We start from the raw sequence: 13,917 nt of genomic DNA, 5'->3' as shown, positions 1-13,917 counted from the left end.
CCGAGCCGTATGCGCTTCGCACCGACGCGCATGCGGCCTCTCGTGTGCTCAACCGCGGTCGCGGCGGCGATCGCAGCCCTGTTCCAGCCCATCCCGGCGATGGCCGATCCGGGCTCGGTGACCACCACGGCGTCGATCCCCGACGCCGGCGCACGGCCCCCGCAGCTCGCCTCCCTCGTCCTTCCCGGCACGTCGGCCAGCCCCAGCCCGACCACCCCGTCGCTCATCACACCGGGGGTCAACGCGAGTCCGGTCATTCAGAAGGTGGAGAAGGGGCGCGCCGAGATCGCCGCCCTCGGCGACCAACTGATCCGGGTGGGCCAGGAGCGCGACCTCGCCCAGACGCACCTCACCGCCGCCTCCCAGCGGATCACCGAGACCCAGCAGGCCGTGACGCAGGCGCAGACCATCGTGTCCGAGGCCGCCTCGGCCACCATGCAGGAGGCGGCCGCTCTGCCACCCGGCACCGTCGACTCCGGTCTGCTCGATCTCGACGCGCTCGCCCGTATGCAGCGCGGCGACGCCACGTCGTATGAGGCGGCGGCCAGCCGCCTGGCAGCCGCCAAGGCGGCCGTGAAGACCGCCACCGACGAGCACCTGATCGCCGGCAACCGGTACAACAGCCTCGCCGCGCAGTGGACCGCCCTCAACGCGCAGCTGAGCCGGAAACAGGCGGCCCAGAAGAAGTACGAGGACGCCCACCGCGACGAGATCACCGCCGCCGAGACCACGTCCAACGCGGCCGACCAGCGGCTCGGCGCCGACTACCTGGCCGGTTCACAGGCGGGCCGCGACGCCGACCCGCGCGCGGTCAAGGCGCTCAAGTTCGCGCTGGCCCAGCGCGGCGATCCGTATGTGTGGTCCGAGGAAGGCCCCAACCAGTACGACTGCTCCGGCCTGATGTACGCGGCCTACCGGTCCACCGGCTACCCGCTCGTCCGGGTGTCCCGCGACCAGTACTACCAGACCCGCGACCGGGTGGTCTCCCGCTACTCGCTGCTCCCCGGCGACCTGCTCTTCTTCAGCTCCTCCAGCAGCTGGACGGGCATCCACCACGTAGCCATGTATGCGGGCGAGGGCATGATGGTGGAGGCCCCGCGGACCGGTCTCAACGTTCGGCTCGCCCCCGTCCGGTGGAGCCGGCTGTTCGCGGCGACCCGGGTCTACGGGTCGATCGAAGGCGACACCGAGACACCCGACCTGGGCGCACCCGACCCGGACGAGCCGGCCACCACATCGCCGACCCCGGGCAGGACCACGAGCAAGCCGCCGACGAGCCCGTCGCCCGGCCGGCCGTCGAGCAGCACGACGCCGAAGCCGAGTTCGTCCGGCTCGCCGTCGACCTCGACCTCCCCGTCCACGTCGACCAGTCCGTCCACCTCGCCGTCGCCGTCTCCGTCGACGAGCACGACGCCGAGCCCCTCGCCCAAGCCGACGGAGACCTCCACGAAGCCGTCGACCACGCCGACTCCGGCTCAGACCAGCTCGTCGTCCTCGGCAGCGGTGACGACGTCCTCGGCCGGGTCCGCTGCCGTCACGTCCGCGTCGAAAGCATCCGTCACGTCCGCGTCGAAATCGGCCTCACCGTCCGCTTCGTCGAGCAAGTGACCCACGACATTCGAGCAGGACGCCCAAAAACGGGTGATCCGGCCATCGGGTAACCGTCCCCGGGGCGGCTGACGTTGATGCCGGGTGTGTTCACACCGGCTGATGTGGCACGGTTAAGGTCAGCGCCCGACGGCCGAGACCGTCGGCAGCGGTGGTCGGTTCGGGAGGATTTCCATGGACGAGCAGCAGGCGACCAAGGACGGCGGAAACGGGACGCCGCCCGCTGCGCCGCCGCCCGCTAACGACGCCGAAGGGTTCGCGCCACCGCCCCCGCCGGGGCCGGGCGCCCTGTGGGCCGCTGCCAAACCTGGCGGCTCCGACCCGGCCGTCAAGGCGTCCGCGCCGGTCCCGGTTTCCGCCGCACCTGTCTCAGCCGCACCGGTCTCCGCCACACCGGTCTCAGCCGCTCCCGCAGCCGGCTCCGCCGCGCCCGTCTCGGCCGCACCCGCAGCCGGCTCCGCCAAGCCCGTCTCCGCCGCACCCGCAACCGGCTCCGCCAAGCCCGTCTCCGCCGCACCCGGTGGCGGAGCCGCGCGTGCCGCCGTGCCCGGTGCTGTCAAGCCCACCGCGGCCGAGGTGCCCGCGTCCGCTCGCGCGGCGGCGCAACCGAAGGTCTACGGCACGGCCGCGACCTCGATCGCCGCGCTGGAGGAACCTTCCGACCCGAAGCCGGGCGAGCCCGACGGCCCGGACAAGCCCACCGAGCCGGAACCGGACAAACCCGCCCCGGATGATCCGGAGAAGCCCGAGCCGGAAAAGCCGAAACCGGACGAACCCGCCGAGCCCGACCAGCCCCGGCCGGCGCCCCCGCGCCCGGCACCGCCCAAGCCTGCCGAACCGAAGCCTGCCGAACCGGTCGAGCCGATCAAGCCGCCGACACCGATCCCGGTTCCCGGGCCGGCACCGGCTCCGGTGCCCGTCCCGGCTCCGGCGCCTCCGGGTCCGGTGCCGGCGCCGAGCCCGGTCCCGCCCGGCCCGATTCCGCCGACTCCGGTGCCGCCGAGCCCGATCCCACCCGGTCCCGGCCCGAGCCCGATCCCACCCGGTCCCGGTCCCAGCCCGGTGCCACCGGCTCCCGGCCCGAGCCCGGTTCCTCCCGGCCCTGGGCCGAGCCCGATCCCGGGCCCGGTTCCGCCGGTCGTTCCGCCACCCCCGATGATCGGTAATGGTCTGCCCAGCTACACCCTGCCGCCCAGTGACGCTCCGGCAGGCCTGCCACCGACCTCGTACGGCACCCCACGTGGAACGCCGTACCGGGGCTTCCCCTCATCGCCGGAGAACATCGAGATGACCCAGCCGGTCCGCAGCGGAACACCGAACCCGACCACCTACGGCAACCCGCCGACCACTCCGGTCAGCCCGACCTCGGGCGGCGACCTGCCGCAGCAGCGTGGACAGGCCGGCACGGTCTACAGCACCGGCGGCTATCCGGCCATCGACATGACCATGCCGGTCTCCGACCCGGTGGAGAATTCCGGTTCGCTGACCGGCCACATCCTGGCTCAGGGCTGGTATGACGCGCCCGTGGACCAGCGCCGCAGCAACCTGAAGGTGGTCATCGCCATGCTGGCCGTCCTGGGCCTGCTGGTCACGGTGAGCCTGGTGTTCATCTTCACCGCCGGTGACGCTTTCACCGACTTCGTCGGCAACCTGACGGGTAAGTAGTCAACGTCACGAAAACTCTCCACGGCACGGCGACGAACTGACGCAGGTCCGACAGAAGCGCTGCGCCCCGGCGTTTTGCCGCCCGGGACGCGGTGCGCCTAAGCTGGCGAGGTTGCGCTTCGGGGTGAGCCCGCCCACTACCCGGCCGGAATGCGGTCGGCGGTTTCGACGTTCACCCGTACACTGACTGTTAGTTGTTGACGCGGCGTGCCCACCCGGTGCACGCCACGGGCGTTCTTGCGGGCATTTCAGCGAGCGGTTCTCGAGATGAGGATCGCGGCGGGCCATTCGCGAGCATGCGCCCCCGTAGAGAGGTTCTCTTGACCACTTTCGCTGACCCCAGCACGTTCCCGTCCGTCTTCGAGAGCACGACCCCTGACATCGAGCCCGTCGAGCAGGAGATCACTGTCAGTGACCCCGCTCCGGTGCGGACCTTCTCCGACCTCGGCGTTCCGTCCGAGATCGTCCGGGTTCTCACCCGTGAGGGCATCACCACCCCGTTCGAGATCCAGGCCGCGACCGTTCCGGACGCGCTGGCCGGCCGTGACGTGCTCGGCCGTGGCCAGACCGGCTCCGGCAAGACGCTGGCGTTCGGCCTGCCGCTTCTGACTCGCGTCGCCAAGGGTGGCCGTGCCCGCCCGCACCACCCCAAGGCCCTGATCCTCGTCCCCACCCGTGAGCTGGCGATGCAGGTCGCCGATTCGCTGATGCCGGTGGGCCGGGCGGTCGGTGTGTTCCTGAAGACCGCGGTCGGCGGCGTGCCGTACGACCGTCAGATGGACGCTCTGCGCCGCGGCGTCGAGGTCATCGTCGCCACGCCGGGCCGCCTCGGCGACCTGATCGAGCGGGGCGCCTGCAAGCTCGACGACGTCGAGGTCACCGTGCTCGACGAGGCCGACCAGATGGCCGACATGGGCTTCCTGCCCGAGGTGACCGAGCTGCTGGCGAAGACCCCGGAGAACGCGCAGCGTCTGCTCTTCTCGGCCACTCTGGACGGTGACGTCGACACCCTGGTCAAGCGGTTCATGCACGACCCGGTGACGCACTCGACCGCCCCGGCCGAGGCCAGCGTGTCCACGATGGATCACCACCTGCTGCTGATCCCGCCGGCCGAGAAGTTCCCGATCACCTCGTGGATCGCGAACCGGACCGGCAAGACCATCGTCTTCGCCCGCACCCAGATGGGCGTGGACCGGCTGGTGGAGCAGCTGGCCGCGGTCGGCGTCCGGGCCGGCGCCCTGCACGGCGGCAAGACCCAGCGTGTCCGCACCCGGACGCTCGCCGAATTCAAGGAAGGCCGGACCAACGTCCTGGTCGCGACGGACGTGGCGGCCCGTGGCATCCACGTCGACGGCATCTCGCTGGTCGTGCACGTGGACCCGCCGAAGGACCCGAAGGACTACCTGCACCGGGCCGGCCGTACCGCCCGGGCCGGCGAGTCGGGCGCGGTCGTCACGCTGGTGCTGCCGAAGCAGCGCCGCAGCACCCAGGCGATGATGTCCAAGGCCGGTGTCGCGCCGGGTGAGGTGCGCGTCCGCGTGGGCGACGAGAAGCTGGCCGAGATCACCGGCGCCCGCGAGCCGAGCGGCATCCCGGTGATCGAGGAGCCGGAGCCGCGTCGTGAGCGTTCCGGCGGTTCGCGTGGCCGCTTCGGCGACCGCCCCCGCGGTGACCGGCCGCAGCGCTCGTACGGCGACCGGCCGCAGCGTTCCTACGGTGACCGCCCGGCCGGCGACCGCAACGAGCGCGGTTTCGGTGACCGGCCGCAGGGTGACCGTTCCTACGGCGACCGCCCGCAGCGCTCGTTCGGCGACCGTCCGGCGGGCGACCGCTCCTACGGCGACCGGCCGCAGCGCTCCTTCGGCGACCGGCCCCAGGGCTCTTACGGCGACCGGCCGCAGCGCTCTTACGGCGACCGCCCGCAGGGCTCTTACGGCGACCGGCCGCAGGGTGACCGTTCCTACGGCGACCGGCCGCAGCGCTCGTTCGGCGACCGCCCGCAGGGTGACCGCTTCGGGGACCGTCCGGCCGGCCAGCGCCGCGACGGTCAGCGCACCGACCGCCGTGAGGGTGGCCCGAACCGGTTCGGCTCCTCGCGCCCGGCGCGCAGCCACTGATCCACTGACTCACCTCGAAGCCCCGGCCGCATCCGCGCGCCGGGGCTTCGCCCTTTCCGGCCTCTGCCGCGGCCACAGCGGTCCTCTCGCGCTTCTTCCTCTCCGGTACGGGGTGAGCCGCCCCCATCGAATCCGGGCCGTCCCGTGGCGCACCGCGGGCGTCTGCCGGGTCAGGCCCGCGACGCGCCCGCCGGGCTGAGAGAGGGTGACCACCCTCCGGGGCCCGGCGGGCGCGCTGCGGCCTTGACCCGGCAGGTGCTCGCGGTGCGCCACGGGACGGGGAATCCCGGCGGGACGCTCCACCGCGTACCGGAGGGGATTGATCTTCAAGGGAGGAACGGCGGACCTGGGCCGGAGCGGGTAGGTTACCGGCATGCCGTTGCCTACCGCCCTGTTCTGGGAGCGCAAGGACGTGTCCGGCGCCGAGCACGCCCTGCTGGATGTGGACCGGTTCGCGCAGGGCACGATCCTGGCGGCCGCGCCGGTGCCCTATTGCTGCCGATATGAGGTGCAGACCGGGCCGGACGGGGTGACGAGCCGGCTGGAGGTGCGGGCGGAGGGCGCCGGCTGGGCGCGGAGTGTGCGGCTGGAGCTGGCGGCGGGGCGCTGGCGGGTGACCGCCTCGGAGCAGGGTGATCTGGACGCGGCCCTGGTGGCGAGTGGGCATGCCCGCGCCGGGCTGCCGGGCTGCGAGGATCCGGATCTGCTCTACGGCGCGTTCGACGCCGATCTGGGCGGGTCTCCGCTGTTCAACACGCTGCCGATCCGGCGGCTCGGGCTGCTGCGTGCGGAGACCGGTGTGTCGCACCGGCTCAGTGTGGCCTGGGTGCTGGTGCCCAGCCTGGAGGTGGTGCAGGCGGACCAGATCTACACGGCGCTGGGTGATGGGCGGATCCGGTTCGCCAGTGAGACGTTCAGCGCCGACCTGACGTGTGACGGCGACGGTTTCATCGAGGACTATCCGGGGCTGGCCCGGCGGGTCAGGTCCGCTGTCTGATCCAGCTGACGCAGGCCTTGTCGACGTTCTTGAAGGGTGTGCCGAAGGCGGCCCGGGACGCCGGGTCGAGTTCCTCGCCGAGCTGGACGACCCGGTCGACGAAGTCGAGCAGCTTCTCGTCGCCGTATTTCGCGGCCATGCAGCCGGCCGCGAAGTGCCCGGTGGCGTAGAGGGTGGCGACGGTGATGTCGTCGGACTTGGCGGTGAGCGGCTTCACGACGATCGTCTTCAGGTCGCCACGCCGGCCGAAGGAGTAGGACAGCACCTCCCTGCTGTAGGTCTTCTCCGGCTTGGCGGGCAGGAAACCGATGTATTCGGCGATGCCCTCGATCAGCCAGAGGTCCTTATCCTCGTCGTAGTTGGTGGAGGCGGCACGGGTGACCACGTGGGCCAACTCGTGCTGGATGATCGTGGTGAGCTCGGTGTTCGACGACGGCATCTCGCTGATCCGGACGACCACGTCACCGCCGACCCGGCCGAGGGGTAGCTGGTAGGCCACCGACCAGGCCGGGTACCGGCCGCCGTACCAGCTGTTCCACGACTTGTCGTCGGCCAGGTAGACGCGGTAGCGGGACTGCGGGTTGCCGGTGTATCCGGCGTACCGGTCGGCGACGGCGGCGGCTTTCTCGGCGATCGCCAGCACCCGGTCGAGGTGTCTGCGCTGAGACTGCGGCGCGGCCACGATGACCCGGCTGCCGGTGGCGAAGGCCAGCTCGGCGGTCTCCCACGGCGCCGGCTGGAGGTAGTTGTCCTCGCCGGAGGCGCCCATCCCGGTGATCACGTACGACCCGTCGCGGGCTTTCCAGGTGAGTTCGTAGCCGGCGTTCGGCGTGCCGCCGCCGTCACGGCACAGCGAGGTGCTGAAACAGTAGTCGAGCTGGAAGTCGACGACCACCGAGCCGGCCGTTTCCGAGAGTCGCTCGACGGTGAGCCGCGTGTAGGAGATCTCGAGCGCCCGCAGGTTCTTGTAGATGGCCTGGTAGCGCGGCTGGAGTTGCGCGTCGACCGGGGCAAGCCAGCCCTTCTCGTCGCCGAGGAGCAGCGCGTCGACCTGAGCCTCGAGCAGTTTCTCGACCTGTTCGAACGGGGTGGGCGGGGTTTTCGGCGCGACGCTGACGGTGCGTGCCGCGACGGCCGAGCCGCCGCCTCCGGCCGGCCACACCACGATCCCGGCCGAGACGACGGCCACCGCGGCGACCAGAAGCGCGGTCCCGGGACGTGATTTCTGAGGATCCCCCACGATCGAGGATCTAATCACTCCCCGTCGATGCGGGTCACCCGGGCCATCCGCCGTCGTCGAGGAATCGCCGGATCACCGCGGCGTACGGCGGGAGATCCAGTTTCTGGCCGCTGACCCACTCGTCGGAGTAGTAGGTGTCGGCGTAACGTTCGCCGCCGTCGCAGATGAGCGTCACCACCGATCCGGTGCGCCCGGACGCCAGCATCTCGGCGATCAGCCGGAAGGCGCCCCACAGGTTGGTGCCGGTCGAGCCGCCGACCCGCCGGCCCAGGACGGCCGAGCCGGCGCGCATGGCGGCCAGGGACGCGGCGTCCGGGACGTGGATCATCCGGTCCACCACCGAGGGCAGGAAGGACGCCTCCACCTGGGGGCGGCCGATCCCCTCGATGCGGGAGCCGCGGCCGGTCGCGACGTTCCAGTCGCCGGCGAGATAAGCCTGCCAGAACGCCGAGCCCTCGGGGTCGACAACGCAGACCTTGGTGTCGAGGCGGCGGAAGCGGGCGTACCGGCCGACGGTGGCGCTGGTGCCGCCGGTCCCGGCGCCGATCACGATCCAGGCCGGGACCGGATGCCGTTCCCGCTCCAGCTGGTGGTAGATCGACTCGGCGATGTTGTTGTTGCCGCGCCAGTCGGTGGCCCGCTCGGCGTAGGTGAACTGGTCCATGAAGTGCCCGTCCAGCTCGGCCGCGAGCTGCCGCGCCTCGGCGACCACCTGGGTCGGATCGGTCACCAGGTGACATCGGCCACCCTGGAACTCGATCAGGGAGATCTTCTCCGGTGAGGTGGCTGCCGGCATCACGGCGATGAACGGCAGACCGAGCATTCGCGCGAAATAGGCCTCGCTCACCGCGGTCGATCCGGACGAGGCTTCCACGATCGTCGTGCGCGGGCCGATCCAGCCATTGCACAGCGCGTACAGGAAAAGCGATCGTGCCAGACGGTGCTTGAGTGAACCGGTGGGGTGTGACGACTCGTCCTTGAGATAAAGGTCGATCCCCCAGGCTCGCGGCAGTGGGAAGGGCAGCAGGTGGGTGTCGGCGGAGCGGTTGGCGTCCGCCTCGACCTGGGCGATGGCCTCGCGGGCCCAGTCGCGGGCCACGCTGTCCGAGCGGTCGAGGTTGGTGACGGTCATGTCAGCCGAGGCCGGGCTGCGGCCGGTTCTCCCACTTGGTGGAGAGCGCGATCGCGGTCCGGGTCGATGCGACGCCGGGGGTGCGGTTGATCCGGACGATCAGCTGCTCCAGCTCCGCGATCGTGCCGACCCGCACGGTGAGCTGGTAGGACTCGACGCCGGCCATGAAATAGCAGCTCTCCACCTCGGGCATGGCGCGGACCGCGGCGAGGACGTCGTCGGTGTCGGCGCCCGAGTCCTCGATGATGCCGATCAGCGCGGTGACGCCGAGACCGATCGCCTCGTGATCGATATCGGCCCGGTAGCCGCGGATGGTCCCGGCGGTCTCGAGCTTACCGACTCGCTCGTGCACGGCGGGGGCGGAGAGCCCGACCTTGCGGGCGAGCTCGGCGTACGACGAGCGAGCGTTCTCTCGTAGCAGGTCGATCAGCCGGAGGTCGATGGAGTCCATGGGAGAAACCCTAATCGGGTGGCGCTCCGGCCTTCACGCCCGGTAGCGGTGAATGGGCGGCAGGATAATGACCACTGTCGCAATCGGGGCTTTTTCCGCATTTCACGGACTTGGTTCAGGGGCGGTGCTCTAATGACTTTACGTCCCGATCGAGCACGCCGACACTCACCGTGACCACGGCCGCTCCAGATAACCAAACCGAGGAGGGGGTTGTGGACACTGGAGATCGTCTGCTGACACCGGGCGAGGTGGCCGCGTTGTTCCGCGTCGACCCCAAGACGGTCACGCGCTGGGCCGCTGCCGGAAGGATCGGCAGTATCCGTACTCCGGGTGGACACCGCCGATTCCGTGAATCCGAAGTGCGTGCGCTCCTCGAAGGCGATGGCGTGATCGAGGAGATGCGCGAGGACGACGCCGCCAACAAGCCCCGCAACAACGGCCCGAGCAATCCCGGGCCGGGCTACGGCCCGCCCAACGGCCTCCGCTAGGTTCTGTCGCGTGGATCACGCCGCAGCTTCGCGTGATCCACGCGACAGGGCCTAGGCGCGTCCCTCACCCAGGTCGCCGGTCCATCTGCGGAAGAGCGTGTGGGGTACGCCCAACGCGTCGAGCACTTTCCCGGCCACGAAATCGACCAGTTGCTGTGCTGTCGCGCCGGCCCCGGAGCCGTAGAAGCCGGGGCTGGCCGGCAGCACCACCGCCCCGGCGTCGTGCAGGGCGATCAGATGCTCCAGATGGCTGCGGGTGACCGGAGTCTCCCGGGGCACGATCACCGTGCGGCGCCGTTCCTTCAGATTCACCTCGGCCGCTCGCTGCAGCAGGTCCTTGGAGAGCCCGATGGCGATGCCCGCACAGGCCGCGGTGCTCGCCGGCACCACGGCCATCCCGCGCGCCGGGTAGGAGCCGCTGCTCGGGCCGGCGGCCAGGTCCCCGGCCGGCCAGTAGGTCAGATCGCCGAGGTCCCGGCCCAGCCAGGCGGCCACGTCGTCCTTCCAGTGCGCGTCCCGGACGGTCGCGCCGGTCTCGTCCAGCAGTGTCAGCCGGGCGGCCCGGGAGACCACCAGGTCGACGGATTCGCCGGCGTCGAGCAGGGCGGAGAGCACCGCTTTGGCGTACGGGGTTCCGGATGCTCCGGAGACGCCCACGATCCAGGGTTCGCGCATGTCACCAGTGTGCTACTCGCCCTTCACCCGGCACGCCTCCGGGACCGGGATCACATCGGGGTGGCGACCGCCAGCGGCGCGAACCGCCCGTCGACGATCAGCTCGAGGAGGGCGAAGAGGAACAGCGCGATCGCGATGAAGCCGTTCGCGGTGAAGAACGCCCGGTTGATCTTGGAAAGGTCGTTCGGCGTCACCACGACGTGCTGGTAGACCAGGCCGGCGCCGGTGATCAGCAGACCGATCCACCAGAACAGGCCGAGACCGGCGAGGTGGCCGAACCACACGAACAGCGCGAAACACACCACGTGCGTGACCGTGGAGATGTGCAGCGCGGTCCGCACCCCGAACCGGGCCGGGGTGGAATGCACGCCGATCCGCCGGTCCACCTCGACGTCCTGGCAGGCGTAGATGATGTCGAACCCGCCGATCCACAGGCCGACCGCCACGCCGAGCACCCAGGCCGGCCAGGAGCCCGCGAAGGTGCCGGTGACCGCCAGCCAGGCGCCGACCGGCGCGACCGCCTGGGCCAGCGCCAGCACGTAGTGCGGGAAGTTCGTGAACCGCTTCGCGTACGGGTAGATCACCAGCGGGATCACGGCGAGCGGCGACAGCAGCAGGCAGAGCGGGTTGAGCAGGGCCGCCGCCAGCACCAGGACGACCAGCGAGATCAGCGCGCCGGTCCAGGCGGTCCGCAGGCTCACCGCGCCGGTGACCAGTTCCCGGTTCTGGGTGCGCGGGTTCAGCGCGTCGATCTTGCGGTCCAGGATCCGGTTCGCCGCCATCGCGAAGGTCCGCCCGGACACCATGGCGACCGTGACCAGCAGCAGGTCCATCCAGTGCACGCCGGAGCTGACCGTGGTGCCGGGGGGCAGGTCGAGGATGACCCGGCCGTCGGTGGTCAGGTCACCGGCCGGCTGCGCCATCGCGATCAGCGCCGACAGGTAGGCGAACGGCAGCGCGAAGATCGAGTGCTCGATCATGACCAGACGCAGGAAGGACTTGATCTTGCCGGGCTTCTCCTCGATCGCTGTCACAGCCCGTATTCCTTCCAACGTTTGTCGACCAGGGAGACCACCTCGGGAGCCATCACCATCTCCTCCGGCCAGCCCCGGGTGTAGCCCTCGGCCGGCAGCTTACGGGTCGCGTCGACGCCCGCCTTGCCACCCCAGAACTGCTGGTAGGACGAGTGGTCCAGGTGGTCCACCGGGCCCTCGGTGAGCAGCAGGTCGCGGGCGTAGTCGACGTTGCCGAACGCCCGGAACGCCACCTCCTGGTAGTCGTGGACGTCACAGTCCTCGTCCACCACGACGATCAGCTTGACCAGCGACAGCAGGTGGGCGCCCCAGATGGCGCTCATCACCTTCTGCGCGTGCTTCGGGTAGCGCTTGCGGATCGACACGATCAGGCAGTTGTGGAAGACGCCGGCGGCCGGCATGTCGTAGTCGACGATGTCCGGGATCAGGATCTTGGCGAGCGGCAGGAAGATCCGCTCGGTGGCCTTGCCCAGACCGTGGTCCTCCTGCGGCGGCTTCGACGTGATGATCGAGTGGTAGACCGGCTTCTTGCGCATCGTCATCGTCTCGATGTGCAGCACCGGGAACGGCTCGACCGGGGTGTAATAGCCGGTGTGGTCGCCGAACGGGCCCTCCGGCAGCCGCTCACCGGGCTCCAGGTAGCCCTCCAGCACGATCTGCGCCTCGGCCGGGACCTGCAACGGGACGGAGACGCAGTCGACCATCTCGATCCGCTCGCCCTGAAGGAAACCGGCGAACAGATACTCGTCGATGTCGGCGGGCAGGGGGGCGCTCGCGGCGTACGTCACCACGGGGTCGCAACCGATCGCGACCGCGACCGGAAGCCGCCGGCCGAGCCGCTCCGCCACCGCGTGATGCGCGGTGGAGTCCTTGTGGATCTGCCAGTGCATGCCGAGCGTGTTCTTCGAGTGCTGCTGGAGCCGGTAGAGGCCCAGGTTGCGCTTGCCGGTCTCGGGATGCTTGGTGTGGGTGAGCCCGAAGTTGTGGAAGATGCCGCCGTCGCCGGGCCACACCTGCAGGCCGGGCAACTTGTCCAGGTCCACCTCGTCGCCGCGGAGCACGACCTCCTGGCAGGGGGCGGTCTTCACCTTCTTCGGCGGCATGGACTTGAGCTGGAGCACCTTGCCGATGCCCTCCCGGATGCCGGACCAGCCGACCGGCAGCTCCGGCTTGGCGATCGCCCCGATCCGCTCGCCGATCTCGTCGAGCCGGTCGACGCCGAGCGCCATGGCCATCCGCTTCTCGGTGCCGAACAGGTTGATCACCAGCGGCATCTCGCCCCGGGTGGGCCGCTCGAAGAGCAGTGCCGGGCCGCCGGCCCGCACCGTCCGGGTGACGATCTCGCTGATCTCCAGGGTCGGGTCCACCGGCACGGTGACGCGACGCAGCTCACCCGCCTTCTCGAGGGCGGTGATGAAGCTCTGCAGATCGGCATAGGGGAATCCACGCGGCGCCATGACTCCCAGTCTGGCACCCAGGTCCGTCACTGGAGATCCGGGACTCCCGTTGGAGACTTTCGTGAGGCTCCGGAACGTGACCCGATGGTGTGCCCTGACCGGTGTGGCCGCGGCTCTCGCGGTCGCCGCCCCCGCGAACTCGTCGGCCGACAGACAGTTGCCGCGATGCACGCCGGGACCGGCGTCCACCCGGCCGCCCACCGGACCGGCCGGTCTCGGCAGCCCGCGGGCGTGTGTGGCGGGCGGGCGGGTGCTGGAGTCGGCCAAGGTGCCGGCCACCGCGTTCACCCCGAGCGGCTACCACCACCTCGGCGCGGGCACCGGCGGCGAGTGGGCCGGGGTGTCCGGGCGGTTCTCCGTGGTGGACGGGTCGGTGCGGCCCCGCACGTACGACTTCGTGGTGGGCCGGTTCATGGCGAAGCGGGACCTCGGCGGGGGGCGGATCGCCTGGCTGGAGGCGGGCTGGGCGGAGACCGGATGGGCCTCCCCCGGCCGTCAGCGGGTCTACACGTTCAACACGAACACGAACCGCTGGCAGTTCTACGACCAGTACCAGGTCCGGCCCGGCGACCAGGTCTGGCTGGACCTGAGCAGCGACCCGAACGGCCTCTGGCGGGCCTGGCTGTGGTGGGACAACCGGTGGAACCTGCTCACCCAGCAGCAGTTGCCGATCGGCGCGGGCGCCTACATCGAGCAGTACGTCGAGGTCCACGTCGACGCGTCCCGGCAGACCAAGATCGACGTACCCAGGGTGACAGTGGACAACGTGCGGCTGCGGCCGCTCGGTGACGGCCCGGCCCGGTACTGGCGCGAGGACGTCGCGACGGTGACCGGGGCGGCCGCCCGCGGCGGGTTCTGTCTGGACTGGGTGACCCGCTACGACACGTGGACCGCCGGCGACTGCTGAAAGGCTCTGAGCCCGCCCACAGGACCCGTGCGGCGCCAGCCGCCCGGTCAGGCTCTGAGCCCGCCCACAGGACCCGTGCGGCGCCAGCCGCCCGGTCAGGCTCTGAGCGCGCCCACAGGACCCGTGCGGCGCCAGCCGCCCGGTCG

12 protein-coding genes are annotated in these 13,917 nt (G+C 70.8%); 6 read left to right on the top strand and 6 right to left on the bottom strand.

Features of this window, described 5'->3' with window-relative positions:
* Positions 1 to 42 precede the first annotated feature (42 nt).
* The 4 genes from AB0I88_RS31885 to AB0I88_RS31870 all read left to right on the top strand — a co-directional run bounded on the left by AB0I88_RS31885 (position 43) and on the right by AB0I88_RS31870 (position 6,387).
* Entirely contained in the window at positions 43 to 1,608 is a 1,566-nt protein-coding gene (locus AB0I88_RS31885) for an NlpC/P60 family protein (protein WP_361033063.1), read from the top strand.
* 1,155 nt (positions 1,609 to 2,763) lie between these two features.
* Entirely contained in the window at positions 2,764 to 3,273 is a 510-nt protein-coding gene (locus AB0I88_RS31880) for a hypothetical protein (protein WP_361033060.1), read from the top strand.
* Between the two features lie 380 nt (positions 3,274 to 3,653).
* A complete protein-coding gene (locus tag AB0I88_RS31875) occupies positions 3,654 to 5,390 on the top strand; it encodes a DEAD/DEAH box helicase (RefSeq protein ID WP_361033128.1) in 1,737 nt (578 codons plus the stop codon).
* 373 nt (positions 5,391 to 5,763) lie between these two features.
* A complete protein-coding gene (locus tag AB0I88_RS31870; protein ID WP_361033057.1) occupies positions 5,764 to 6,387 on the top strand; it encodes a putative glycolipid-binding domain-containing protein in 624 nt (207 codons plus the stop codon).
* Here the strand turns inward: AB0I88_RS31870 and AB0I88_RS31865 are convergent.
* From AB0I88_RS31865 to AB0I88_RS31855, 3 genes are read right to left on the bottom strand one after another with little or no spacing between them, the layout of a single operon-like run.
* Positions 6,371 to 7,627, bottom strand: coding sequence for a hypothetical protein (locus AB0I88_RS31865; protein WP_361033054.1), 1,257 nt, complete (start codon positions 7,625 to 7,627; stop codon positions 6,371 to 6,373). The genes AB0I88_RS31870 and AB0I88_RS31865 overlap by 17 nt on opposite strands.
* Before the next feature lie 34 nt (positions 7,628 to 7,661).
* Positions 7,662 to 8,759 (bottom strand): PLP-dependent cysteine synthase family protein, encoded by a 1,098-nt coding sequence (locus AB0I88_RS31860; protein ID WP_361033051.1) that lies wholly within the window; start codon positions 8,757 to 8,759, stop codon positions 7,662 to 7,664.
* Between the two features lies 1 nt (position 8,760).
* Complete coding sequence (locus tag AB0I88_RS31855) at positions 8,761 to 9,210, bottom strand: Lrp/AsnC family transcriptional regulator (protein WP_106329284.1); 450 nt, start codon at positions 9,208 to 9,210, stop codon at positions 8,761 to 8,763.
* Positions 9,211 to 9,422: 212 nt separating this feature from the next.
* On the opposite strand from AB0I88_RS31855, the gene AB0I88_RS31850 reads away from it, so the two are divergent.
* Complete coding sequence (locus AB0I88_RS31850) at positions 9,423 to 9,698, top strand: BldC family transcriptional regulator (RefSeq protein ID WP_282761489.1); 276 nt, start codon at positions 9,423 to 9,425, stop codon at positions 9,696 to 9,698.
* A gap of 51 nt (positions 9,699 to 9,749) precedes the next feature.
* Here AB0I88_RS31850 and AB0I88_RS31845 read toward each other — a convergent pair whose 3' ends face one another.
* From AB0I88_RS31845 to AB0I88_RS31835, 3 genes are read right to left on the bottom strand one after another with little or no spacing between them, the layout of a single operon-like run.
* A complete protein-coding gene (locus AB0I88_RS31845; protein WP_361033048.1) occupies positions 9,750 to 10,373 on the bottom strand; it encodes a UbiX family flavin prenyltransferase in 624 nt (207 codons plus the stop codon).
* Between the two features lie 50 nt (positions 10,374 to 10,423).
* Positions 10,424 to 11,416, bottom strand: a complete 993-nt coding sequence (gene mqnP / locus AB0I88_RS31840; protein ID WP_361033125.1) for a menaquinone biosynthesis prenyltransferase MqnP — start codon at positions 11,414 to 11,416, stop codon at positions 10,424 to 10,426.
* On the bottom strand, positions 11,404 to 12,864 hold the full coding sequence (locus AB0I88_RS31835) for a menaquinone biosynthesis decarboxylase (RefSeq protein ID WP_361033045.1): 1,461 nt from the start codon (positions 12,862 to 12,864) through the stop codon (positions 11,404 to 11,406). Before AB0I88_RS31835 ends, mqnP begins: the two co-directional genes overlap by 13 nt.
* A 76-nt stretch (positions 12,865 to 12,940) precedes the next feature.
* Here AB0I88_RS31835 and AB0I88_RS31830 point away from each other — a divergent pair, with 76 nt between their 5' ends.
* Positions 12,941 to 13,771 carry a hypothetical protein gene (locus tag AB0I88_RS31830; RefSeq protein WP_361033042.1) on the top strand — a complete coding sequence of 277 codons (831 nt, stop codon included), beginning with the start codon at positions 12,941 to 12,943 and terminating at the stop codon, positions 13,769 to 13,771.
* Positions 13,772 to 13,917: the final 146 nt, after the last annotated feature.

Origin of the sequence: Actinoplanes sp. NPDC049802 (assembly GCF_040656595.1) — a bacterium.
Lineage (GTDB): Bacteria > Actinomycetota > Actinomycetes > Mycobacteriales > Micromonosporaceae > Actinoplanes.
Note: the sequence above shows the minus strand (reverse complement) of the source record. Positions and strands in the feature narration are given on the sequence as shown.